Origin of the sequence: Anaerocolumna sedimenticola, from assembly GCF_009931695.1 — a bacterium.
GTDB classification, from domain to species: domain Bacteria; phylum Bacillota; class Clostridia; order Lachnospirales; family Lachnospiraceae; genus Anaerocolumna; species Anaerocolumna sedimenticola.
The window spans coordinates 665,566-691,411 of sequence record NZ_CP048000.1 but is presented as its reverse complement, the minus strand read 5'-3'; the positions used below and the strand labels follow the sequence as shown (position 1 = coordinate 691,411).

The following is a 25,846-nucleotide window of genomic DNA, read 5'->3' as shown; positions in this document are numbered from 1 at the left end:
AAAGAAGGAGTGATTAGCATTGTCGGTTAAAACAATTGAAACTATGATTGATTGGGTAGAGAATAATATAGAAGAGACTCCTACATTGGAAGCGATGGCGAAATATGTGGGTTATTCTTCTTATTATTGTTCTTCCAAATTCCACGAAGCTGTGGGAATATCATTTAAGGAATATGTTCAGCAACGTAAGCTTGCATTGGCAGTAAGTCAATTAATGAATACGAATAAACGAATCTTAGACATAGCGGTTCAATATGGGTTTTCATCCAATGAAGCTTTTACAAGGGCATTTTCCAAATTATATGGTTGTTCTCCCAATGAATATCGGAAACAAAGCAATTAAAGCTAATGGATGATATTCTAATGTCAAATGCTCCAAATAGGAAAGGAGCTCTTGTTATGAGAATGAATCGAAATGATAATTGTTGGTGCCATAGCGGTAAAAAATATAAATACTGTCATCTTACTTTAGATGAAAAAGTGGAAGAGTTTAGTCGTATGGGATATATTGTTCCAAATAGGAAACTGATTAAGAATACGGAACAAATCCAAGGAATCAGGGAAAGCGGCAGAATAAACACTTTGATTCTGGATGAGGTTAATGAGAAAATAACGTCAGGAATATCCACAGAAGATATTAACAGTTATATATATGAATTAACGATACGGTTAGGCGGTATTCCGGCTACACTTGGATTTGAAGGATACCCGAAAAGTGTATGTGTTTCCATTAATAATGAAGTTTGTCACGGTATACCCTCATCAACCAGATATTTAAAAGATGGCGATATAGTAAACATAGATGTATCTACGATTTATAATGGGTATTATGGCGATTCCTCAAGAATGTTTTGTATTGGAGAAATATCTTCTGAGAGAAATAATTTGGTAGAGGCTGCAAAAAATGCCATAGATGTTGGCTTAGAGGAAGTCGGTCCCTGGAAGACATTAGGGATATGGGTCAGGCTGTCAATGATTTTATCAAATCGAAAGGATATTCCGTAGTATATCAAGTAGGGGGCATGGCATAGGATTAGAATTCCATGAAGATCCTCATGTGAGTTATGTGACTAAGAGAAATACAGAAATGCTGCTTGTTCCTGGTATGGTATTTACAATAGAGCCTATGATAAACAGGGGCAGAGCAGAAGTTATTTTAGATGATAAAAACGGCTGGACAGTATATACGGAGGACGGTTTGGATTCAGCGCAGTGGGAAGTAATGGTGCTGATTACGGATAAGGGATATGAAATTTTAGCCCATTAAATCAGGGCTGTTGTAAAATTCTTAGAGTATTAACAAGCAACAGAATAGGTAGATATATTTCCAAGTATTCTTTACGAAGTAAACCCGGTAGTGGCAAGCAAGACAAAACCAGTTTATCAGCTTACTTAAGTATAAGTTTCAAGAAAATATAACCACTAATTTTAGACGCAGGTTAAGCAATCTAAAGATTTTACAGCAGCCTTTTATAATACATAACAGAAATTTAAAATAATGAGAAATAATATCCATAGCAGGTAGATATTTTAGTATTGACTTTGTTAAAGAATAGGATATAATAAAGTATATGAGTTATACAAATCATACTTTTCATACATTGCTTAAGAGGAGGAATTAAATATGGCATTATCCAAAGGACCAAAAGGAAAATATGCATGGACGGTTAAAGTGGGAGAAAAAGGACAATTTGTCATTCCGAAGGAGGCCAGAGATATTTTTAATATTAAACCCGGAGATACTTTGATTGTTTTGGCAGATGAAAAACGGGGTATAGCAATACCACCGCAAGAAATGTTTACACATTTATCGCAAACTATATTTGATGGTAATTTACCGGATAATAATGAGGAAGAATAATATAAAACTTGAGGTTTACCATTGTGGCAATAGAAAGTGAGATTGACAATGCGGAAAAATTATTTGGATAATATACGATGGGGAATCGTTGTTCTGGTGGTCCTTTATCATATTTTATATCTTTTTAACAGTGTCGGAGTTATTTCTAATATTAATGCTGAGGGAATTCCGGTTATGGATACATTCTTATATATAGTATATCCCTGGTTTATGACATGCCTGTTTGTTGTTGCCGGAATTAGCGCCAGGTATTCACTGCAAAAACGCAGCGACAAAGAATTTATAAAAGAACGTATCATAAAACTGTTGATTCCATCTGTCGCAGGAATATTTGTATTCGGATGGATCAGCGGCTATATTACCTCAAGACTAGCTGGTATATTTGCAGGAGCAGATATTCCGGCTTTTGCAAAATACCTGCTTTATTCAATGATGGGAATCGGACCATTGTGGTTTGCCCACGAACTGTTTTTAGCTTCTTTAATTCTGGTTGTGATACGCAAGATAGATAGAAATGACAGAATATGGAAGTTTTGCAGAAAATGTAATATATTCCTTATCCTTTTATTATTTTTTGGTGTTTGGGGATCTTCCTATGTATTGAATACACCGGTCGTAATTGTTTATAGAAATGGAATATATATATTTATGTTTTTATTAGGATATTATGTGTTTTCACACATGGAAGTATTGGAGATTTTAAAGAAGTGGAAAGTACAGTTATTGATAGCTGCAATAGTTAGCGGTATTCTATTTGTCAAAAACTTTTATGGGCAGAATTACACCTCATCTGCCTGTTTACAGCATCCGCTTACCAATTTATATGCCTGGTTAATGATATTGGCTGTATTGGGTGGCGCCGGATCCTGGTTTAATTTCAGTAATTCTTTTACAAAATATATGACCAGCCGGAGTTTTGCTATTTATGTAGTGCATTATCCATTTATGGTTTTAATTACTTATCTTATTACTGCATATTTGCATTTGCCCACAATAATTAATTATTTACTGGTATTCATAAGTGTAACATTAATCGTGCCTTGTATCTGTGAAATAATAATTCGGTTACCGGTGATCCGGTTCTTAACTTTAGGGATAACAAAGGATAAGTGAAAAGTGAAAGAGAGGCTGCGGTGAAGATAATTCATATCTTCAAAAGGAAGATTGGAGTTGAATTCCCAGCAGCCCCCTGGTATTAGCCAATTAATTTCTTGGTGAGATATTTCCCGTTACTGTTCTGATAAGCCGAAATGAATGTGGATACAGTACCAACAGCAGTAAAAATATAGCCCGTTACAAGGTCTTTATAAAAAGATGCTCTGATTTCTGAATATTCTTTCAGAAAGCTTTTTACAGATCGGATAGCTGTAAATAGATCAATATTATCTGTATCTTTAAAAGCATCATATACGGAATATCCATAGGATATATAAGTTGCTGCATAAACCATAATTACAGTAATTATAATGGTGGAAATAATACCAAATAGATTCAGCTTACCGCCAAACAATTCAAAACCCTTTATGATACATACCCCTAAAACGATTCCACATATGGTGGCAATATAACCAAGGGCATATATGGCAACCCAAAGCGCAACACCGATTAAAGAGCCAATGAAAGCGCCTACCAGACCGGTAATTACATTTCCTTTCTTTCTTTTTATGGTTTCTTTTAACTCATCTAAACTGTCTATTGTTTTATTATAACAATCCTCACATGCACATAAGATTTTTCCATTTATGGTATATACGGAGATTTCTGCTGTCTCACCGCAAATCTCACAACAGGTGTCATATGCATTATCCCTTACAAATTCAGTCACCTTATCCAATACAGAAATTATATTACTTTGATTGCTTTTTGCCTTTCTGGACATATAAACTTCTAAATTAAGACAATACCCTTCATAGAATGCTTTTTTAATCAGCTTCTTATCATTTAGTAGTATTTGAATAAATTCATCCAGTTTATTACCCTGAGTATAGTCAGATGCTTTTATGGGAAAACTGATATAGTAACGCTGATTATGTAAATCCTCATTTACGGCAGTCTTGCAACCTTTATAAGGTCCCCACATCACTTTTACCTGTTTATCATAGGCTAAGCCCAGTTGTTCTGACACTCGTGCTAATTCTGTTTTCATATTTATCTTTACCTCCCTATTATACACATTCAAGTATAGAAGAAAAACAGGAAGATTTCAATCGAATCGTGTCATAATAGGAATAATTTGCTATTTAATTGTAAAAAAATACAGTTATTAATGATAGCGAAATCCTGGGGTTTGAAATTATAGCCTGAATTTTTCGGTAATATAATGAGATAAAATATTGTAAAATGTTAGAGAGTCTATTAAAAAAATATACCCTAAATAGAAAAATTGACAGGTTGGCTAAATTGGCCTATAATAATGTAGATAAGACTTTTAATAGCTTGATATAACCTGAATAGAAACGAAAAACCTTCCAAAACTTAGTCGGTAAACAGGAAGGTTTTTTATATGATAAAAAGAAGGAGCCAGTATGATTACCAGTTCATCCAATTCACAGATCAAAAATATAATACAATTACAAAAAAAATCTAGGGCAAGAACGGAACAGGGAGCTTTTGTAACGGAAGGAACCAAAATGTTTGAAGAATCAAAAGACGGCGGTTACCTTATTAAAGCCTATGTTTCGGAAAGTTTTTATAATGAGCAGCTGACAGAGACTCCGGATTATTTTAAAGGATTTCCTTATGAGGTTGTGGCTGACGGAGTACTGAAAGAAGCTTCGGATACTTTAACTCCTCAGGGGGTTATGGCAATTGTCAAAAAGCCGGTTTATGATTTGGATAAAATCATTACTGGTCAACAGGTTAATCTGCTGCTGCTGGAAGACATCCGTGATCCCGGTAATCTGGGGACCATCATCCGGACTGCGGAAGGTGCAGGTATAACCGGAATTATTTTAAGTAAAACTTCTGTTGATATGTACAATCCTAAAGTCATTCGTTCAACCATGGGCGCTATATACAGGATGCCATTTATTTATGCGGAAGATTTTAAAAATACTTTAATTCAGATAAAAAGGAATGATATATCCATCTATGCAGCGCATTTAAATACGGACTTTGCTTACGATGATGTTAACTATCCGGAGAAATGTGCGATATTAATAGGAAATGAAGCCAATGGGTTAAGTGACGAAATAGCAGGTATGTCTGATCAATATATAAAAATTCCAATGGAGGGCAGTGTGGAATCTTTAAATGCAGCCATTGCTGCGGCAATCCTAATGTATGAGGTATATCGCCAAAGAAGAAAAAATAAAGTAATAAAAACAAAGAAATAAATATGAGGCAGTCCATGGGATTAAATTAGCGAAATTATCAATTTTAATCCGTCCTTTCTCTGCTATACAGCCTAAAACTAAATTTAACTATAATAAGCAATAAAGCATAAAAAAAGCGTGATTGGAAATTATTAAGAATAAACAGATTTTACCCGATATTAAATATAACTTACTATAAATTACATGCCGGTTTTATGATAAAGGCTGCTTTTTCCGCAGTACAGCCAATTAATGGAACAGGTTTGTTCTTCCACGAATATTGATTACTTAAATAATCAAATGAATTTTTCTATAACATTAAAACCATATTAGAATTAGATTAAATAAAGTAAAATCCAGGAAATGTCCTTGTAAATTCAATAAAATTGCAGTAAAATCATAGTATCAGAATAATAACGGAAGGGGGGTAAAGTATGAATTCAAGTTATTGGTTAATTGCACTGGCGGTTTTTTTAGTGATAGAGATTATAACATTAGGGCTTACTACAATTTGGTTTGCCGGTGGTGCATTAATTGCATTTATATTGTCCCTGGTAGCGGATAGCTTTATTCTAGAATTTTTGGCATTTATAATAGTTTCGTTTGTACTTTTATTTTTTACCAGACCCATTGCACAAAGGTATTTTAATAAGCAGCGGATAAAAACGAATTACGAAAGCCTGATTGGGCGGCATGGTAAAGTAATTGAGAAGATCGATAATTTTAATAATTCCGGGCAGGTAACTTTAAATGGTCAGGAATGGACAGCGAGAGCATTAAATAACCAGGATATTATTGAACCGGGTAAACGGATCATAATAAGAGATATAGCAGGTGTTAAATTAATAGTTGAAGAAGCGGAGGATTTATAATTATGGAAACAGTATTAATAGTATTTGTGGTACTTGTACTGGTGGTATTGGCATCTTGTATTAAAATTGTACCTCAGGCCCATGCCTATGTAGTTGAAAGGCTCGGTGGTTATCAGGCTACCTGGAATGTAGGTATCCATGTAAAAGTTCCTTTTATTGATAAAGTGGCAAGAAAAGTATTGCTGAAAGAACAGGTTGTAGATTTTGCTCCTCAGCCTGTTATTACAAAAGATAATGTAACCATGAAAATAGATACGGTAGTATTTTTTCAGATTACTGACCCTAAATTATTTGCATACGGTGTAGAACGTCCCATCATGGCAATAGAGAATTTAACCGCAACCACATTAAGAAACATTATCGGTGATCTGGAACTGGACCAGACACTAACCTCAAGAGAGATTATTAACACTAAAATGCGGGTAGCTCTTGACGTGGCAACGGATCCCTGGGGTATTAAGGTTAACCGGGTTGAATTAAAAAATATTATACCACCTGCAGCAATTCAGGACGCAATGGAAAAGCAGATGAAAGCAGAACGTGAGAGGCGTGAAGCTATTTTACGTGCGGAAGGTGAAAAAACATCTGCCATCCTTGTAGCAGAAGGAAAAAAACAGTCTGCTATTCTGCAAGCTGAAGCGGATAAAGAAGCAGCTATCTTACGTGCAGAAGCAAAAAAAGAAGCCACCATAAGAGAAGCAGAAGGCCAGGCAGAAGCAATTCTTGCTGTGCAAAAAGCCAATGCAGACGGTATCCGGTTCTTGAATGATTCCAATCCGGGAAATGCTGTTCTTCAATTAAAGAGCCTGGAAGCATTTGCAAAAGCGGCTGATGGCAAGGCTACCAAAATTATTATCCCTTCCGAAATTCAGGGTATTGCAGGATTGGTAAAGTCCTTAACGGAAGTAGGAAACGATAAGAATATCGTGGATAAAAATATCGCTGAATAGAAATATTGTTGAATAAAAATATCGCTGAATAAAAATAGCTTTGATAAATACAGCGTTGAATAAAATTTTTAAAAAAGCAGTTTATTAAGCATGAGGCTGCTGCAAAATACAAATACTATATGACTCGCGAAGATATCTTTTGCATTTCGCAGTTGATGGTGCTTTATTTTGCAGCAGCCTTTGATAATATTTGGGATTTGCATCCCAGTTTTATTTTAAGATAAACTTAAGAATTCTTGCCTTGATAATAAAATAACTATGAGCTATTATATATAAGAGTTAGAAATGGGGAGAAGAACGTTATTTGTTTTTCATTAAAGGAGAGAATGTAAATGAACCATGTGAAAAAAATTATTAAATCACCCTATATGATTCTTTTACTTTTTGCTGTAAAGCTTATGATATATTATAGTTTAATCAATGTGAACTTAAAGGATATAACTTTTATCCTATTAAGTGTCATAGCTATGGGCATTATATTTGTATGTTTCAGCAGAAGTAAATTAAAAAGAAAAAAGGGACTGTTTCTGATTGTTTACAGTCTGTTAAGTCTTTTAATGTTTGCAGATTCCATGTATTATAATTATTATAACCAGACAGTTTCCATAAAACAGTTATGGCAGGCAGCTAATGTTGCAGCGGTTCCAGACAGCTTTGTGGCGACTTTAATACCCGCCAGTTTTTTACTGTATTTAGACATACCGTTTGTTTATTATTTTTTTAAGAAACATATTCAGGAAGATCAGGGAAAAAATGGATGGAGTTTTAAGAAAGAAATTAAATATATAGTAGCGGGCTTATGTGCTATTTTTGCATTACTGGTTATTAATCCATTGGACAGTGTTGCCATAGACAAAGTAAACAGTGTAGAATTTTTTACAAATCACGTAAATGATGTGTTTAATGCTATCACAGAAAATATCGTTACGGATGAAGTTCCTGCAGAGGATGTATTGGATGCTGTGGAAGACGTGGCGGTTCAAAATCCGGGTAATCAGTTGCATGGAATCGGCCAAGGTAAAAATCTGGTTGTAATCCAGGTAGAAGCACTGCAGAATTTTGTAATTAATGCCGAATATAACGGCCAGGTTTTAACTCCCAATCTAAATGCCTTTATTAAAAAAGATACCGTATATTTTGATCGTTATTACAGTAATATCGGAAAAGGGAATACGGCAGATGCCGAATTTTCAACTTTAAACAGTTTATATCCGGTAATTGACAGGGAATGTTATACTTTATATCAGGATAATACTTTTAATGGATTACCCTGGCTTATGAGGGATTTAGGTTATCACTCTTTTGCAATACATGGATACAAAGGTGAATTCTGGAACAGGGAAGCAGCATATCCAGGACAGGGTTTTGAAGATTTTTATAGTATGGAGGATCTGGATGCCAGGGATATCATTGGACTTGGTATATCGGATAAATCCATGTTTAAACAGGCGGTTGATATCTTTAAAGGAGAGAAAGCACCTTTCTTTAGTTTCATCATAACCCTTTCCAGCCACCATCCGTTTCTGATAGACCCGGAGGATGCAACTTTAAAACTTAAGGAAGAAGATACGGATACCAAATTCGGTGCTTATTTGCAAACCATTCATTATATGGATGAAGCTTTTGGACAGTTCATTCAGGAATTAAAAGATACCGGACTTTATGATAATACCGTAATAGCTTTATACGGTGACCATCACGGATTAAATGTAGGTATGGATAATAATGCGGAAATTATGAGTAATTATTTAGGAAAACCTTATGATTACGATGAGATGTTAAGGGTACCAATGATGATTCATGTTCCGGGAAGCAAAGTTACAAGGACCGTCTCTACTACAGGCGGCCAGATTGATTTTCTTCCTACCATAGCGAATATCATGGGTATTGATATAAATCAGCCCTATGTTTTAGGTCAGGATTTGGTAAATGCGAAAGACGGTTTTGTTGCATTTACGGCTTATTTATTTGGAGGTTCCTTTGTTCATAATAATGTTATGTTTGAGATATCAAGAGAAGGCGTATTTGAGGGAAGCCGCGTTTGGGACATTAACACACATCAACCCTTGGATGCTTTGGCGTATGAGGAAGATTATAATCGTGCCATAACATTAAAACAAACTTCAAAAGAAATATTAGATCAAAATTTAATTGCTGATTATGTACAACGGGATTTACCCAATACGGTGGATCAGCCTGAAGAATAAAAAGTTACTTAATAGGGACTGCTGCAAACATTCTAAACGTAAGTTGATGGAATTAAATCTTGCTGCAGTCCCTTTTAACTCATAGGGGCTTATCTTTCATGAAAAGGAGAATGAGATGGGTAATACTTTTGACGTGAATAAAGAATATGGAGTTGTCTTAGAAGGCGGCGGTGCTAAGGGAGCCTATCAGATTGGTGTATGGAAAGCCTTTTTGGAAAACGGACTTAAAATAAAGGGTGTTTCAGGAGTTTCTGTCGGGGCTTTAAATGGTGCGCTGATTTGTATGGGCAATTATGAAGAAGCGGAAAGTTTATGGAAGAGCCTGACTTATTCCTCTATCATGGATGTCAATGACGAACAGATGGATAAACTTATGAAGCGTAATCTTAAGAATTTAAGTCTAAAGGAATTAACAAAAGATACTACCCGGATTCTCGCCGATGGCGGTATCGACATAAGTCCGCTGCGTAAATTAATCGAAAACTGGGTGGACGCGGAAAGTATTAAAAACTCCGATATTGAATTTGTATTTGGAACATTTCTGGTATCTAAATTAAAGGAAGTTGAGATAACGGCTAAGGAAGCGGAGAAAAGCAATCTGAAGGACTATTTAATCGCAAGTGCCTCCCTGCCGGCTTTTCGAAATGAGAAGCTGCATGGAATGAAATACCTGGATGGCGGTATGTTTAATAATGTACCAGTTGATATGTTAATAAACAGGGGTTATAAGGATATCATTGTTGTACGTATTTATGGCATTGGTTTGGAAAAACCAATTAAAATTCCAAAGGACGTGACTATCATACAGATTGCCCCACGTATTAATTTAGGCGGTATTCTGGAATTCAATCCGGATAAAATTAAACGTAATATCGATGTGGGTTATTACGATGGGATGCGGTGTCTTCGTTCCCTGAAAGGGAAAATTTATTATATTGATTCGAAATACACAGAAGAGGATAGCATCCATCAATTTGTTAATATAAATGAAGCTGCAAAGATGGCTATGCTGGAATATTACAAAGCAGACTATACCAATGCTTCGATTAATATAAGAAAGTTTCTGGAAACCGTGTGTCCGAATCTGGCTGTAACTTTAAAACTTAATAAAGATTGGACCTACCATGAATTGTATATTTCCCTGTTGGAGCTTTGTGCCAAAACGTTAAGGATACCGAAATACAGAATCTATACGGAAGAGGAGCTCATTTCTTTAATCAGGGATAAATATGAACTAATGACAAGGAGAGGGTATCAGTTTCCTGTCTTTCATATGTTGATTATTAAAATGATGACTTTATAAGAATAATTTGTTTCTATTACCTTGACAAATGTATAAAAATTAAGTATAGTGTATAAATAAACACACAAAAACATCTCGTCGGGGAGGTAGAACCATGAATTTAAAAGGTCGTAGTTTTTTAACATTAAAAGATTTCACACCAGAAGAAATTGAATATTTAATCGACTTGGCAGCCGACTTAAAAGCAAAGAAAAAGCAAGGTATAACCGGAAATAGCTTAAAAGGAAAAAATATCGCATTAATATTCGAAAAACCATCTACAAGAACCAGATGTGCTTTTACCGTAGGGTGTATTGATGAAGGCGGTCACCCGGAGTATTTAGGTAAGGATGATATTCAGCTAGGCCACAAAGAAAGTGTGGAAGACACGGCAAGAGTGCTTGGAAGAATGTTTGACGGCATCGAATTTCGAGGATTCAAACAGGAGACCGTAGAAAAATTAGCGAAATACAGCGGTGTTCCGGTATGGAACGGTTTGACGGATTGTTATCATCCAACGCAGATTTTAGCAGATTTTCTGACGCTGAAAGAACAATTCGGTCACTTAAAAGGATTGCATTTGATTTATACCGGAGACGGAAGAAATAATATGGCTAACAGCTTAATGATTGGTTCCTCTAAATTAGGGCTGCATTTCACAATATTGGCACCAAAATCCCTATGGCCGGGGGAAGAGCTGGTTTCGCTCTGTAAGACCTTTGGGAAAGATTCTGGGGAACCATTACCATAACGGATGAATTAGAAGCCGTAAAAGGCGCCGATGCCATTTATACGGACGTTTGGTGTTCCATGGGAGAAGAAGCATTGGCAGCTGAGCGGATTGCTCTGTTAAAACCTTTCCAGGTAAATCAAAAGTTGATGGAAAAAACAGGTAAGGAAAATACAGTATTTTTGCATTGCTTACCGGCGGTAAAAGGAAATGAAGTGACAGAGGATGTTTTTGAAAAACATGCCGATGTGGTATTTGATGAAGCAGAGAACCGTATGCATACCATAAAGGCGGTAATGGTTGCTACTTTAGGTAATTAAAATAATGTGTATTAAAGAATTAGATTGGCTGTTGCAGATTAAGCTTGACTCTGCAGCGGCCTTTCTCTATTATTAACAATAGAGAAATTAGCTATCATTCATAGTAAAGGATAATAAAAAAATGAGTACTGAAATAACAAATGAGCAATATGAATGGTTGGATGCTTCTTTTATAGAAGAACAGATAACCACAAAATGTATTGGAAAAAAGGTAGTTTATTTTAATGAAGTTGATTCCACAAATGTTATTGCAAAACAGTTGGGGAAAACCCCGGGTTATCATGGAACCCTGGTATTGGCTGAGCAGCAGAATGCAGGCAGAGGACGCCTTGGCCGGAAATGGAGTACATCTAAGGGTGACGGAATCTGGATGACTTTAATATTACAGCCCCAAATTCGTATAGAGCATGCCTCCATGCTTACCCTGGTAACCGCACTTGCAGTTAATCAGGGTATCAGAAAAGTTACAGGACTTAACAGCTTTATAAAATGGCCGAATGATATCGTTATGAATGGTAAAAAAGTCTGCGGTATATTAACGGAAATGAGTACTATAAATGAAAAACTGGAATGTATCGTAATCGGAATCGGCATTAATGCAAACAGGGATTCTTTTCCCGATGAATTAAAAAATACGGCAACCTCATTAAAACTGGAAAGTAAGAAAGAAATAGACCGGGTCAGCCTGATTGCCTCCGTCATGAAATATTTCGAAATGTATTATGAGATGTTCAAAAAAGAGGAAAACTTAAAAGAACATGTTAAGGATTATAATGAAATGCTTATCAATAGAAACCGGCAGGTAAAAATTGTTGGAAATGATTCGGAATATATAGGACTTGCCCTTGGTATTAATGAAACTGGAGCATTATTGGTACAGACCGATGAAACGATCCGGGGAGAGAGAAAAACGGTTATAAAAACCGTAATGTCTGGAGAAGTCTCTGTCAGGGGAGTGTATGGTTATGTGTAACCTGGGGATAAAAGATGAAAAAGTAATCCGGTTTGTGGATAAGGATTCCCATTTATAACTTTATCTTGAATTATTCAGATTTTCCATATATGATATAAGTTGATATGTAAGTATTTTAAGGGAGTGTGGATCAATGAAAAATACAATGTCAAAAGCAGTATGGGGTGTTTTCTTTGTTCTCCTGGGTGTTGCGTTAGCTGGACGGGCAATAGGAGTTTTTGATTTTAATTTATTTTTTCCGGGCTGGTGGACCCTCTTTATCATAATTCCAAGTGCAATCGGCCTGGTAAACAGTGAGAATCGGTCGGCGTCCATTTTTGGACTTGGAATTGGTATTCTGTTATTGTGTTCCGTTCAGCATATTATTGACTGGTATACCTTTCCCAGACTTATCTTTGCTCTTATTTTTATTGCTGTCGGCTGCTCTTTCTTATTTCGTAAAGACAGAAGAGGGGATGGAGATTACGGCAGGGATAATACTTCCTATTATGGAACGGATAATAAGGAAGGTAATAGCTATAATACGAATACTGACTATAATCAAAATAACAGCCAGGATCATTATGACAACCAAAACAGCGGTAACAGCGATGAAGACTATTATGATAAGAATGGTAACGGCAGTAACAGTTATTCTGGGTATTATGATGACAACAATAACACCGATAAGAATAACAACAGCCGTAATTATAGCAGTAACAATAATCAAGGGATAAATCATAGAGGATATAATCAATATTTTTGCTTATTAAGCGGTCGTAATGTACAGTTTATTAATGAAGAATTTACCGGTGCAGTGGTTACTTCCATTTTGGGTAATGTTCAGCTGGATCTTAGAAATGCGTTTATTTATGATGATATTGTGATAGAGACTACCTGCGTTTTGGGTGGAGTGGATATTTACGTTCCGAATAATATAAAAGTAGTGATTCACTGCACCCCTATTTTAGGTGGTGTAGAAAATAAAGTAATAACACCATATCCTGCAGCCGATAATACACATACCATTTTTATAAAAGGTACCTGTATTTTAGGCGGAATTGAAGTCAAATAACAGGAGTAATTCATTTGGAGGTAATACTATGTATTTGGATAAAGTAGTGCTGTGTGCCAGCAGTGCGTATGAACAAAAATATTATTTAAATGAAGATTTTAAAGCTCTGCCGGAAAGTATTAAGGAAGAACTAAAAATTATGTGTGTCCTTTATACGGAAGATGTGGGAGGTATATTAACCCTGGAATTCGATGAGGAGGGTAACCTGATGCTCAATGTAACCAGTGATGAGGGTGATGTTTTATTTGATGAGATAGGCAGTGTATTAAAAATAAAAGAATTACAGCGGAATAAAGCGGAATTATTGGAATCACTGGAACTTTACTACCGCGTGTTTTTATTAGGGGAAGATTTGGCCTGATTTTAGGTAAATGCGAAACTATTTCATTTTTAAAAATACCATACTAATAATACTTGCTGCTGGCTTCTTTTGCCCTCCTGGCAAAATTCAGCTCTGAAATTGTATTATTTGCGGGGGATATAAATATAATATTCTTGTTTCGCAATTACTTGCTTGGTGTTTGAAAGGAGATTATTATGTTATTAGTATTAGATGTTGGTAATACCAATATTACATTAGGTATATTCAGAGAAGAGGAACTGGTGGCAAGTTTTCGTATGACTACAAAAACACCCAGAACCTCCGATGAATATGGATTAACCATATGTGGATTATTAAACAACCGGAAAGTGGATATTTCTGATATTGAGGCAGTCATTATGGCCAGTGTGGTACCAGGAATCATGCATTCCTTAAAAAACAGTATAATTAAATATTTGGGCCTTACACCGATAGAAGTTGGTGCTGGCACAAAAACAGGAATAAAAATGGTTACGGCTAATCCGAAAGAAATTGGAGCAGACAGAGTAGTAGATGCGGTTGCTGCTTACGATATATATGGTGGTCCGTTGATTGTAATTGATTTTGGAACGGCAACAACTTACGATTTAATTTCAGAAGACGGCTCTTTCTTAGCCGGAATTACAAGTCCGGGTATTCGTATCTGTGCAGATGCCCTATGGAATGAAACCGCTAAACTGCCTGAGATTGAAATAAAGAAACCTGCTTCTATTTTAGCAAAGGAAACCATAACCAGTATGCAGGCCGGATTAGTGTACGGTTATATTGGGCAAACAGAATATATTGTAAAAAAGACAATCGAAGAATCCGGAATTCAGGGAATCAAAGTTATCGCAACCGGCGGCTTAGGAAAAATCATAGCAGAAGCAACGGACGTAATCCAGATATATGACCCGAATCTGACCTTAAAAGGGTTAAGGTTGATCTATAACAAATGTAAAGTTAAGTAATATTTTATAATTATTATATGAAATAATAATGTAAAAAAAGTAATACTGAAATAATACGGTAGTATTTAATATATTTAATAATACTGAAATATTAAATATTAGTGAAAAGAAATAGAGTGATTTAAGGGAGTACTTGAATGGAATTAAACATTGGTAATGTTAAGATAAACGGTAATTTAATCTTGGGACCCATGGCAGGTGTTACAGACCTGCCATTTCGTATCTTATGCAAAGAACAGGGAGCTGATTTGATTTATACCGAGATGGTAAGTGCAAAAGGAATACAATATAATAACAAAAATACGGAAAACCTGCTTACTGTTGAGGAGAAAGAACGGCCAGTCTCCCTCCAGCTATTCGGAGCGGACCCTCATATTATGAGCGAAACGGCAAAACGTATCGAACACCGGAATTTTGATATTTTGGATATTAATATGGGATGTCCCGTACCAAAGGTTGTTAATAATGGAGAAGGGTCTGCATTAATGAAAGAACCGAAATTAGTCGGTGAAATCGTACATGCGGTGTCAACAGCAATCCAAAAGCCATTAACCGTGAAAATACGAAAAGGATTTACGGAATCAACGGCAAATGCGGTAGAAATTGCTAAAATAGCAGAAGCAAACGGTGCCGCAGCTATTGCAGTTCATGGCCGTACCAGAGAGCAGTATTATAGCGGAAGAGCCGACTGGAACATAATAAGGGCAGTAAAAGAAGCAGTACGGGTACCTGTTATCGGCAATGGGGATATCTTTAAACCGGAGGATGCAAAAAGACTGATGCTGGAAACCGGGTGTGACGGAATTATGCTTGCAAGGGGTGTCAGAGGGAACCCTTGGCTCTTTGCACAGGTAAGGGAATTCCTTAATACAGGTAAGATACTGGATAAACCGAATGTTTTTGAAGCGGTAGATATGATGTTACGCCATGCCAGATTATCCATTCAATATAAAGGTGAGTATATTGGCATTAGGGAAATGCGAAAACATGTAGCCTGGTATACCACAGGTTATCCCCTTGCAGCAAAGTTAAGACAGCATGTGAATGAAATTGAAGATTATTCCCAGTTGGAAGAATTGTTAAATCAATACCTGAACTCGATAAAGGATATATAAAGAGTACAAATCGTAAGAATATGTAAAGAAATTCAGTTATATATTTAAAAAATAGGATAAATAAAATTTAAAAACAGGATTATGGGGGAATATGGTACAGCGGCTTCATTGACTATTATTTAAAAACAGATATAATAGAATATAGGTAAACACTGTGTTTTTAAGAAAAGGAGGCCCGCCTATGAGAGAATCCCGAAAAATTATTGCTGCAAAATTTAATGAAGACGGAAACGTTGGTGAAACCAAGATATGTGTGCGATGTAAGAGAATGTTTACCTATTTAGGATACGGACATTTTTATTGCCCCATGTGCCGAAAAGCGGATGAGGAAGATTTCCTGAAAGTAAAAAACTATATATATGAACATGGAACTGCTCCGGCTATGGAAGTATCCGAGAATACCGGAATCAGTTTAGAAAGAATTAACCAGTATCTCCGAGAAGGAAGATTGGAAATCCCGGAAAACTCGCCCATATTCATTAAATGTGAAATGTGTAATGTTGATATACGTTCCGGTAGATTATGTCCGGACTGTGCTTCCAAATTAAGTCATGCCATGAGAATCAAAATGGATTTTGATGATGAACAAATCGGTCCCGTACCTAAAAAGTTAATTGGTAAAATGCGGTTCATAAAAAATGAAAAATAAACAACGATATTGTGATTGTGGTATGTTTATTCATCAATATTTACAAAAAATGAATATTTAATAGAAAATGGTTGATTTTTATGTATAGAAATAGTAATATATTTACTACAAAGACAAATGTACGCCATACAAATACAAAAAATACAAAATGTCGTAAAGATGTCGTTTAGTAGCTATTCAGGAAACTCGAGAAGATGGAAGAATTTGGAGCCACTCACCCAAAATATGCATCTTTTTGTCTGTTTTGTGTCATAGGTGTTTGCGCTGTTTTTTAGAATCGCAGTGACTGAATAGTCACGTCTTTGGTTAATATGAAGGAATCATTATCGGGAGGGTTAATATGAGCAAATTAAGAGTTGGTATCTTAGGTGGTACCGGAATGGTAGGTCAACGTTTTATTTCATTATTGGAAAATCATCCTTGGTTTGAGGTTGTTGTAATAGCTGCCAGTCCGAGAAGTGCGGGTAAAACATACGAAGAAGCTGTGGGCGACAGATGGAAAATGTCAACGCCAATGCCGGAAGCTGTTAAAAAGATGATTGTAAAAAACGTAAATGAAGTAGAAGCAGTAAGCAGTGAAGTAGACTTTGTCTTTAGTGCGGTTGATATGACAAAAGATGAAATTAAAGCAATTGAAGAGGCTTATGCTAAGGCAGAGACACCTGTCGTATCCAATAATAGTGCTCATAGATGGACTCCGGATGTTCCTATGGTTGTACCGGAATTAAATCCGGAACACCTGGAAGTTATTAAAGACCAAAAGAAACGTTTGGGAACCAGTAAAGGTTTTATTGTGGTTAAACCAAACTGTTCCATACAAAGTTATACACCGGCCTTACATGCCTTAAGAGAATTTGGGCCTAAGGTGGTTTTGGCAACTACTTACCAGGCTATTTCCGGTGCCGGTAAGAACTTTAAAGACTGGCCGGAAATGATTGACAATGTTATCCCTTATATCGGCGGTGAAGAAGAGAAAAGTGAGCAGGAACCGTTAAGAATCTGGGGTAAAGTGGAAAACGGACAGATTGTTAAGGCTTCTTCCCCTCTCATCACAACACAATGTATCCGTGTACCGGTAACTGACGGACATACCGCTGCTGTGTTTGTAAGCTTTGAAAAGAAACCTACAAAAGATGAGATTATAAAAGCATGGAGAGAATTCAAAGGTTTACCCCAGGAATTGAATTTACCCAGCGCACCAAAGCAGTTTATTCAGTATTTTGAAGAAGATAACCGCCCTCAGGCTAAGTTTGACAGGGATTATGAAAACGGCATGGGAGTTTCTTTCGGCAGATTACGTGAAGATACCGTATTTGATTACAAGTTTGTAGGTTTATCCCATAATACCGTTCGTGGTGCGGCAGGCGGTGGTGTTCTCACTGCGGAATTATTAAAAGCCCAGGGTTATATTGAAGCAAAGTCGAAATAATTGATAACAACTGGTTTATTTTGCTTATAACTCTTCTTCTATGATACCATTAATTATATTAGACTGTAATTGTTTGATAATATTTACTTGGGGAAACATAGAATGTTCTCTTTTTAATATTTTATTAGAGGCTAATATGAAAGGTGTGATAATGTGAAGATTTATATTTCAGCAGATATTGAAGGAATAAGCGGAATAGTTGCTATTAATCAGGTAATACCCGGGGAGAGGGATTATCAAAGATCAAGAGAACTTATGACTAAAGAGGTTAATGCAGCAATCGAAGGAGCAATTGAGGTTGGCGCAACAGAAATTGTTGTTAATGATCTGCATGGTGCTGGAACTAATATACTTATAGAATCATTAAACGATAAAGCACAATTAATTACAGGTTCGTCGCGTAAGGGTGCTATGATGGAAGGATTAGATTCCTCTTTTGACGCAGTAATATTAATCGGATATCATCCCAGAATGAATGTAAGCGGGGTTTTGAGTCACTCTTTTCATGGAGGTGTGATTTCAAACATAAATATAAATAGTAAAGATGTTGGAGAATTTTATATGAATGCATGTGTGGCAGGTCACTTTAATGTTCCGGTTGTTTTGGTATCAGGCGACAACACTCTAGAGGAGGAAGTAAAAGAGGTGAATGCTGCAATTGAAACAGTTGTAGTTAAAACGTCATATGGAAGATATGCAGCAAAATGTTTATCGCCCTCTGTAGTATTTGAAAAAATAAAGGAAAAAGTAAAAATTGCCTTAATCAATGCCACGAATATTGAGCCTATAAAACTACAAGAGCCGCCTGAAATGAAGGTTACTTTTTTAAATAGTGGTCAGGCCGAATTTGCATCAATAATGCCTGGAACAGAATTAGTTGAACCCAATATTGTATCATACAGTGGAAAATCAATTATTGACGTTTATAGAGCATTAACAGCTATGGTTAAGATCGCAAGTAGTAATTAATTAATTTATTCACAACATTATTATAAGGCGGAACATGGGAACTTTAATAGGACTACCAATAATATATACTATTATGGCAACATTATAATCCAACAGAGACACGTTCTTACTCGTTTGCCGCACATAGCGGTACATAAGGTCATGGCAGATAAGTGATTCTGCCACAACCTAAGTACCGATGGCGGCAAACGGTCTCTTAATGGATTAATAATCACACGCTAGTCTTTTACAAATCTATGTGATAAACATTCAAGATTTCTGAGGCGCCGTCCTGCTTTTTAGATCAAAAAATAAATCCCAAACTTCGAAAAGTAAGGGATTTATGGTAAAATATTTGTATGCGATTACAAAATAAATTAAAACCTGCGTTCAAACTGCAGCATGGTGTTGATTCTGAATATATTACCTGGCTTACGATCGGACCACAGCCAACCGATACAACAACCCTTATTCCTTTTTTAAAAGAGGCGGAGGAATACCTGAAATTTAAATACAAAAAGGTAACCGCAGATGCTGGATTGGAGTTCTATATTTCGATTTATTAAGGTACTTTATTTTTAACAAATACAACTCAACTCAAGATGAAATAGATGAAAAAAAGTATTTTTAGACAAAAAGGAAGCTGCCGTCTCACGATTTTTCAATCGTTAAAGCGACAGCCCCGTTAATATAGCTTATTATCCGTTAATATAGCTTATTATCCGTTATTATAGTTTTTTATCCGTTGTTATAGGTTAGTTATCCGTAATTATAAAGTTATTTATATAAGTGATTATATATAAGGATTTATATAAGTTAATATTTATTGAATATAATTATTCATTTATATCAAAAAGATATCGAATGAATTCAACTGCGTTTTGCTTATACTTAGAATTTACGACAATCCCCAATACCGGTTTATCAACAAGGTTACCTGCTTTATCATAGATTTTAGCCCCATCTAAATAAATGCCATAAGGACTGGAGGTTTTATCTTCTTCTGTTTCGGAATAATAGAATGAATCGGTTAATTTGGTAAACAAATCGGTAGGTAACTCATCTGATAATTTCGATAGGTTGCCAAGCCGTGCATAATCAGCAAAAACAGATTCAGGTGCAATGATTACATCAATCTGGCCGGCGTAAAAATAGGTTCCTAATTTTTGCTGGGCGGATATACTGAATTCTGATACATTGCCCTCACTGCCTAATTGATAGCTTGAGTCAATCATTATTTCCTGGGTTTTCGGATCAATTCCAAGCTTTTCTACAAAATCACTTTGAACCGTTGCAGCTGTTTCATCATCCATTGCGGAATTGATTACCGCTGCATAAAAAACAGTTTCCGGTTTGGGAGATAAAATACTGTATGCCATATAAACGGCACCGGCAATAAATAATATAATTACGATTACCTTTAACCTGTAATAATTATTAAAATAAGTCACTTTTTCCTTAAAAGTCATTTCACTAAGTTTCTGTTTTTCAGTCTGTTCTGTCCTTGGCTTATAAATTTCAGCAGAATCATCCAGCACGGTATTTTCTAATTTACTTTTCTCTATCACAAAGATTACCTCTTTTCATTATAAGGAATAGAATACGATAACATTATTGTTTGCATATATATTTATACTAAAATAAGTTTATCATAATCATACAACAAAAAAAAGTAATTAATTCTAAAATATTCATAAAAAAATGGTGCAGTCAAAAGTTTCTCTCCAGCCCGCTTTTAAATATTAAAGAGAGAATAACAATGTCCTGCACCATAAAATTATTTAATTTGTTTTTTTATAATTAGTATGAACCAAATAAATATGATTGTAATAAACCACTCAAATCAAGTCCGGTTACATCTTGAACATGGGTCATAAAACCTTCAAAGTCAGCCGTACCCATATAGGAATAGATATCGTTTAACCCATCGAAAACCTGATCAGAAGAATCAGGGAAAGTAAAGTCTTCATAAGCACTTTCTTTGCTGGTAATAGTAAGGGCGCCGGCTTCCATATTGCCATACATTACCTGGAATTTCATATTCTGCTGGTTTTCATCAGCAGTGCAGTCAAGCACTATTTCTGCTCCCATGAAAAGATCGGAGGTAATGGTATATTTACCGTTTATATAACCTTTGTCTTTTATAATTTTAGCATTCTCTGCAGCTATATTAAATGAATAATTAGTATAATCGCTGTATTCATCACTGTATTCGGAATATTTAAGTACACTGTCTCCGGTAAAACCAGCGGATGAATAAGTACCGTCGCCGGAAAACTCGAATATATTTGCACCATTTTCTTTTATCCAGGCAGTATAACTTAATTTCGAATCATTTAAAACAGTATAATATCCGCCGCCTGAAGAATTTTCATCTCCGGCAGTTGTAAACTCACGGCCCATAATCCTTCCGGTTTTATCTACATATACATTCACTAAAACAGAATCGGAGGAAGCTGTCATAGTCTCTTTATCTAACCCTGCAAGGGAATCGTCAATCAATTTTGCATATTCATCTTCTTTACAAATATTTAATGTTACAAATAATTTTTTTAAAGTCTCATCTTTTTTCGCTTCATTCAAAATTGCGGACATAATATTAAAAGCATCTTCCCCATTCAGCTCGGATGTCAGTTTATTATATGTAGCATTTGATTTGGAAGCAGTTATCTTGACATTTTTCTCGATCTTTATATTATCAATATTATCAATGAGAAAAGCGGAATACTTCTTTAATAAGGAATTCAGTGTATCCGGAGACAGGGACTCATTACTGAAAAGAGATTCCATATCTTTAATATAATCCGTGTAATTACGTCCATCAGCGGTTTCACCGGAATAGGACATAAGATCATTTAATGATAATAAAAGGTAAGCACTGCTTAATTCAGGAACGCTCGCAAATAATTCACCGGTTTCTGAATTAATAAAAGCATTTAAGGTAACTAAGGATTGATCATTATAAGAAAAACCGACCGTTGATTTTGAATTATTATTTTTTGATAGGGAAGTAATTTTTGCTTCCAGTGACTTAAAATCATTAAGTCCTATCATACTGGTAAATTGAGGATTTACTGTTAACTTTACACTGGTATCCTGTCCAATACCTTTTGTTTTCTGGTCACTGTATAAGGTAAGGTATTTATCATAAGATTCGGTAAAAGTATCAATACCTTTATTAATATTTTTCTTTTCTATGGAAGAATAATATTCTACAGGGCTTTTTGTCATTAATGCAAAAGTATTAGCAAGGGTATTACGGTTGGCATAGGCCGTTAACGAACCGGCTAAAAGCACAATCAGGATAATAATTCCTGCAATTATTTTCAGGCTCGGTTTCTTTTTTGAAGGGCTTTCCGCTGCTGTTTCATAACTTTGCTCATAAGGTACTTCATCAAATGTAAATGTTTCAGTCACATTACTGTTACTTTGAGAAACGGAATCCATTGTATTCATATCCCCGGAATCCTCGTTATTTGGTGTAATTGGATTGGCATCAAATTCGTTGCCGTCATTTGGATTGTTATTCATATCTCCCATCTTACCTCTCTTTATTTTTTGTATGGCAGGTAATTGCGAAAAACTATATAGGCTTGGAATATAAAATACACTTAATACTTGTTTCTGGCTTCAGTTGCCGTAAGGGCAGGCTTCAGCTCTGAAACTATATTAATTATAGGATATGATTCGGTTTCGCAATTATCTACTTTTATAAAGGATAAAAGAAGTTCTTCAACCCTGAAATCAATTTTTAACGGGTGCCGTTAACTGATGAACCATCTTATCCTTATAAATCACATAAAAATGGTATCAGATGTATATAATAAAGTCAATTAGAATATCATTAGAATTCCCTTATAATCACTAAATGGAAGAAAAAACAGAAATATAGGAAATAAAGGAAAACCGTGACAAATCATTTTGTTATTAATAGCTACAATTACTATAAAAATACGAAAATTTTCGTAAAAAAAGTATTTGGTTTTAAAATAAAAAAATTTTAATTTTTTTATAATACCAGTTGAAATAGCATGGTTTTTAGTATATAATTACGACCAGGAGAGTACTGATTTTATAAAGAAATTCAGCTTTTTACAAAAATATACAACGTATGAATTCAGAGTATACTGAATTACATAGAACTGAAATTTTATATTATATTTTTATTACGAAAATTTTAGTAAAACAACAGATATTATGTCGAAAATTATCTGTAGAAAAGGAGATTAAGAATGAAATACGGTTTTTTTGATGACGCAAAGAAAGAATATGTAATAACCACCCCTACGACTCCTTATCCTTGGATTAATTATTTAGGTTCACAGGAGTTTTTCTCTTTAATTTCTAATACAGCCGGAGGATACAGCTTTTATAAGGATGCCAAACTAAGGAGAATCACCCGTTTCCGTTACAATAACGTACCTCTGGACTTAGGCGGCGGGCGTTACTACTACTTATACGATAACGGTGATTTCTGGTCACCGGGATGGGCTCCTGCAAGAAAAGAACTGGACAGGTACGAATGCCGTCATGGTATGGGTTATACTAAAATTTCCGGAAAAAGAAATGATATTGAAACAGAAGTAACCTTTTTTGTTCCCTTAAATTATAACGGAGAAGTTCATAAAGTAGTTGTAAAAAACACGGGAGATAAGAAAAAAGAAGTGAAATTATTCTCCTTTATAGAATGGTGCTTATGGAATGCCCAGGATGATCAGACGAATTTCCAGAGAAATTTTAATACCGGTGAAGTGGAAATTAAAGGTTCTGTTATCTATCATAAAACAGAATATAAAGAACGCAGGGATCATTATGCATTCTTTTCCGTAAATGCACCAATTGAAGGTTTTGACTCCGACAGAGAAAGTTTTATAGGAACCTATAATGGATTTGAAAATCCTCAGGTTGTCGCTGCCGGTAAATCTAACAATTCAGTTGCAGACGGATGGTCACCTATTGCATCCCATTGTCTTGCTATATCCTTAGAACCTGGTGAAACAAAAGAATTTGTATTTATATTAGGTTATGTGGAAAATCCGTTAGAAGAAAAATGGGAATCCAAAAATGTAATCAATAAGAAGAAAGCGGAAGATATGATCGCTAAATTTTCCGACGGTGCCGCAGTTGATAAAGCACTGGATGAATTGGCGGCCTATTGGGATGGCTTATTATCGAAATATACCATCGTTTCAAAAGATGATAAATTAAACAGAATGGTAAATATCTGGAACCAATATCAATGTATGGTTACCTTTAACTTATCCAGAAGCGCATCTTATTTCGAATCCGGTATCGGCCGAGGGATGGGTTTCCGTGATTCTAACCAGGATTTGTTGGGATTTTTACATCAGATTCCTGACCGTGCAAGAGAAAGAATCATTGATTTGGCTTCAACCCAATTAGAAGACGGCGGTGCCTATCATCAATACCAGCCACTTACGAAAAGGGGAAATGACGAAATCGGCGGTAATTTTAATGATGACCCGTTATGGCTGATCCTTGCAGTTGTGGCTTATATTAAAGAAACCGGTGATTATACGATTCTTGATGTAAAAACTCCGTTTGATAACGATGAATCCAAAGCAACACCTCTTTCTGACCATATTAAGAGATCTTTTGATCATGTAATTAATAATGTGGGCCCTCATGGCTTACCGTTAATCGGAAGAGCTGACTGGAATGACTGCCTTAACTTAAACTGTTTCTCCATGGAACCGGGTGAATCTTTCCAGACAACTACCAGTAAAGACGGCAGGGTTGCCGAATCTGTTATGATTGCAGGTATGTTTGTTTATATCGGCAAGGAATATGCAAAACTTATGGAGAAGATTGGTAATCAGGCAGAAGCTGACAGAGCAAATAAAGAAGTAAGCAAAATGAAAGATATCATTATGGAACATGGCTTTGACGGCGAATGGTTTCTTAGGGCTTATGATGACTTTGGTAAGAAAGTCGGCAGTAACGAAAACGAAGAGGGAAAAATATTTATTGAATCCCAAGGCCTCTGCATTATGGGCGGCTGCGGAATCGAAGACGGCAAGGCTATTAAAACATTGGATGCAGTTGAGGAAAGGCTTGGTACAAAATACGGTTTAGTTTTGAATAATCCGGCCTTTACGAAATATTATGTAGAATATGGTGAAATCTCCACATATCCTGCCGGATATAAAGAAAATGCAGGTATCTTCTGCCATAACAACGCTTGGATAATGTGTGCGGAAGCAGTTGTGGGCAGAGGTGATAAAGCTTTTGATTATTATACCAGAATTGCTCCGGCTTATACGGAAGAATACAGTGAAATCCATAGGATGGAGCCTTATGTATATTCCCAGATGGTAGCCGGCAAGGATGCAGGAAGATTCGGCGAAGCTAAGAATTCCTGGTTAACCGGTACAGCTTCCTGGAATTTTGTCGCTATTTCCCAGTTTATTTTAGGTATCATTCCGGAATATGACGGGCTTATGGTAAATCCTGCAATACCGGCTTCCTGGGATGGATATCAGGTAACCAGACTTTTCAGGGGAGATATCTTAAAGATTACGATTAAGAACCCAAATCATGTATCTGCTGGTGTTAGCAAGATGACAGTGGACGGTAAAGAAATTTCCGGTAACATAGTGCCTGTATTTGGTGATGGCATGGAACATGAAGTAGAAGTAATTTTAGGGTAATAATCGATATTCATGAGTTCCACCATACCTTATGAGTATAAAAAAGAAACGTCAGAGATGACTGATCTTGGCGTTTCTTTTTTTCTGCAGGGACATATAATGATTTGAGTTCCCAAGGTCCTATCAGGGTAATTTTATGAATATAAAGCGCTTATATTCT

Annotated in this window: 20 protein-coding genes and 3 pseudogenes; 20 read left to right on the top strand and 3 right to left on the bottom strand. The window is 35.7% G+C overall.

The genetic code is table 11. From position 1 onward, the window contains the following. Positions 1-19 precede the first annotated feature (19 nt). From Ana3638_RS02945 to Ana3638_RS02930, 4 genes and pseudogenes are all read left to right on the top strand, one after another. Positions 20-343 carry a helix-turn-helix domain-containing protein gene (locus tag Ana3638_RS02945; protein WP_161836717.1) on the top strand — a complete coding sequence of 108 codons (324 nt, stop codon included), beginning with the start codon at positions 20-22 and terminating at the stop codon, positions 341-343. Between the two features lie 56 nt (positions 344-399). Then, positions 400-1,267 (top strand): annotated as a pseudogene (locus tag Ana3638_RS02940) (methionyl aminopeptidase). Positions 1,268-1,624: 357 nt separating this feature from the next. Then, entirely contained in the window at positions 1,625-1,861 is a 237-nt protein-coding gene (locus Ana3638_RS02935) for an AbrB/MazE/SpoVT family DNA-binding domain-containing protein (RefSeq protein WP_161836716.1), read from the top strand. Positions 1,862-1,909: 48 nt separating this feature from the next. Continuing rightward, complete coding sequence (locus Ana3638_RS02930; RefSeq protein ID WP_161836715.1) at positions 1,910-2,974, top strand: acyltransferase family protein; 1,065 nt, start codon at positions 1,910-1,912, stop codon at positions 2,972-2,974. Between the two features lie 82 nt (positions 2,975-3,056). Here the strand turns inward: Ana3638_RS02930 and Ana3638_RS02925 are convergent, their stop codons facing one another. Further along, complete coding sequence (locus tag Ana3638_RS02925) at positions 3,057-4,007, bottom strand: GlsB/YeaQ/YmgE family stress response membrane protein (RefSeq protein ID WP_161836714.1); 951 nt, start codon at positions 4,005-4,007, stop codon at positions 3,057-3,059. Positions 4,008-4,386: 379 nt separating this feature from the next. Here Ana3638_RS02925 and Ana3638_RS02920 point away from each other — a divergent pair, with 379 nt between their 5' ends. The 15 genes and pseudogenes from Ana3638_RS02920 to Ana3638_RS02850 form a co-directional block, all read left to right on the top strand. Continuing rightward, positions 4,387-5,196, top strand: coding sequence for a TrmH family RNA methyltransferase (locus Ana3638_RS02920; RefSeq protein WP_161836713.1), 810 nt, complete (start codon positions 4,387-4,389; stop codon positions 5,194-5,196). A gap of 413 nt (positions 5,197-5,609) precedes the next feature. Continuing rightward, positions 5,610-6,047, top strand: a complete 438-nt coding sequence (locus Ana3638_RS02915) for an NfeD family protein (protein WP_161836712.1) — start codon at positions 5,610-5,612, stop codon at positions 6,045-6,047. Positions 6,048-6,049: 2 nt separating this feature from the next. Continuing rightward, entirely contained in the window at positions 6,050-6,997 is a 948-nt protein-coding gene (locus Ana3638_RS02910; RefSeq protein ID WP_161836711.1) for an SPFH domain-containing protein, read from the top strand. A gap of 332 nt (positions 6,998-7,329) precedes the next feature. Next, positions 7,330-9,204 carry an LTA synthase family protein gene (locus Ana3638_RS02905; RefSeq protein ID WP_161836710.1) on the top strand — a complete coding sequence of 625 codons (1,875 nt, stop codon included), beginning with the start codon at positions 7,330-7,332 and terminating at the stop codon, positions 9,202-9,204. 115 nt (positions 9,205-9,319) lie between these two features. Further along, on the top strand, positions 9,320-10,507 hold the full coding sequence (locus tag Ana3638_RS02900) for a patatin-like phospholipase family protein (RefSeq protein ID WP_161836709.1): 1,188 nt from the start codon (positions 9,320-9,322) through the stop codon (positions 10,505-10,507). A gap of 94 nt (positions 10,508-10,601) precedes the next feature. Further along, a pseudogene (argF, locus tag Ana3638_RS02895) lies at positions 10,602-11,536 on the top strand (ornithine carbamoyltransferase). A gap of 121 nt (positions 11,537-11,657) precedes the next feature. Further along, entirely contained in the window at positions 11,658-12,509 is an 852-nt protein-coding gene (locus tag Ana3638_RS02890) for a biotin--[acetyl-CoA-carboxylase] ligase (protein WP_161836708.1), read from the top strand. A 133-nt stretch (positions 12,510-12,642) separates the two neighbouring features. Beyond that, positions 12,643-13,563 carry a LiaF transmembrane domain-containing protein gene (locus Ana3638_RS02885; RefSeq protein WP_161836707.1) on the top strand — a complete coding sequence of 307 codons (921 nt, stop codon included), beginning with the start codon at positions 12,643-12,645 and terminating at the stop codon, positions 13,561-13,563. A gap of 28 nt (positions 13,564-13,591) precedes the next feature. Further along, positions 13,592-13,924, top strand: a complete 333-nt coding sequence (locus tag Ana3638_RS02880) for a DUF6145 family protein (protein ID WP_161836706.1) — start codon at positions 13,592-13,594, stop codon at positions 13,922-13,924. Positions 13,925-14,100: 176 nt separating this feature from the next. Continuing rightward, on the top strand, positions 14,101-14,874 hold the full coding sequence (locus Ana3638_RS02875; RefSeq protein WP_161836705.1) for a type III pantothenate kinase: 774 nt from the start codon (positions 14,101-14,103) through the stop codon (positions 14,872-14,874). Between the two features lie 137 nt (positions 14,875-15,011). Next, positions 15,012-15,989, top strand: coding sequence for a tRNA dihydrouridine synthase DusB (dusB, locus tag Ana3638_RS02870; RefSeq protein WP_161836704.1), 978 nt, complete (start codon positions 15,012-15,014; stop codon positions 15,987-15,989). A 181-nt stretch (positions 15,990-16,170) separates the two neighbouring features. Further along, positions 16,171-16,638, top strand: coding sequence for a MerR family transcriptional regulator (locus Ana3638_RS02865; RefSeq protein ID WP_161836703.1), 468 nt, complete (start codon positions 16,171-16,173; stop codon positions 16,636-16,638). Between the two features lie 340 nt (positions 16,639-16,978). Further along, positions 16,979-18,067 carry an aspartate-semialdehyde dehydrogenase gene (asd, locus tag Ana3638_RS02860; protein ID WP_161836702.1) on the top strand — a complete coding sequence of 363 codons (1,089 nt, stop codon included), beginning with the start codon at positions 16,979-16,981 and terminating at the stop codon, positions 18,065-18,067. A gap of 153 nt (positions 18,068-18,220) precedes the next feature. Beyond that, positions 18,221-19,036 (top strand): M55 family metallopeptidase, encoded by an 816-nt coding sequence (locus Ana3638_RS02855; protein WP_161836701.1) that lies wholly within the window; start codon positions 18,221-18,223, stop codon positions 19,034-19,036. A 353-nt stretch (positions 19,037-19,389) separates the two neighbouring features. Beyond that, a pseudogene (locus Ana3638_RS02850) lies at positions 19,390-19,560 on the top strand (IS5/IS1182 family transposase); the annotation flags it as partial. A 291-nt stretch (positions 19,561-19,851) separates the two neighbouring features. Here the strand turns inward: Ana3638_RS02850 and Ana3638_RS02845 are convergent. Then, a complete protein-coding gene (locus tag Ana3638_RS02845) occupies positions 19,852-20,583 on the bottom strand; it encodes a hypothetical protein (protein WP_161836700.1) in 732 nt (243 codons plus the stop codon). A gap of 232 nt (positions 20,584-20,815) precedes the next feature. Next, positions 20,816-22,555 (bottom strand): DUF6583 family protein, encoded by a 1,740-nt coding sequence (locus tag Ana3638_RS02840; protein ID WP_161836699.1) that lies wholly within the window; start codon positions 22,553-22,555, stop codon positions 20,816-20,818. A 692-nt stretch (positions 22,556-23,247) separates the two neighbouring features. Here Ana3638_RS02840 and Ana3638_RS02835 point away from each other — a divergent pair. Beyond that, a complete protein-coding gene (locus Ana3638_RS02835) occupies positions 23,248-25,686 on the top strand; it encodes a GH36-type glycosyl hydrolase domain-containing protein (RefSeq protein WP_161836698.1) in 2,439 nt (812 codons plus the stop codon). Positions 25,687-25,846 lie beyond the last annotated feature (160 nt).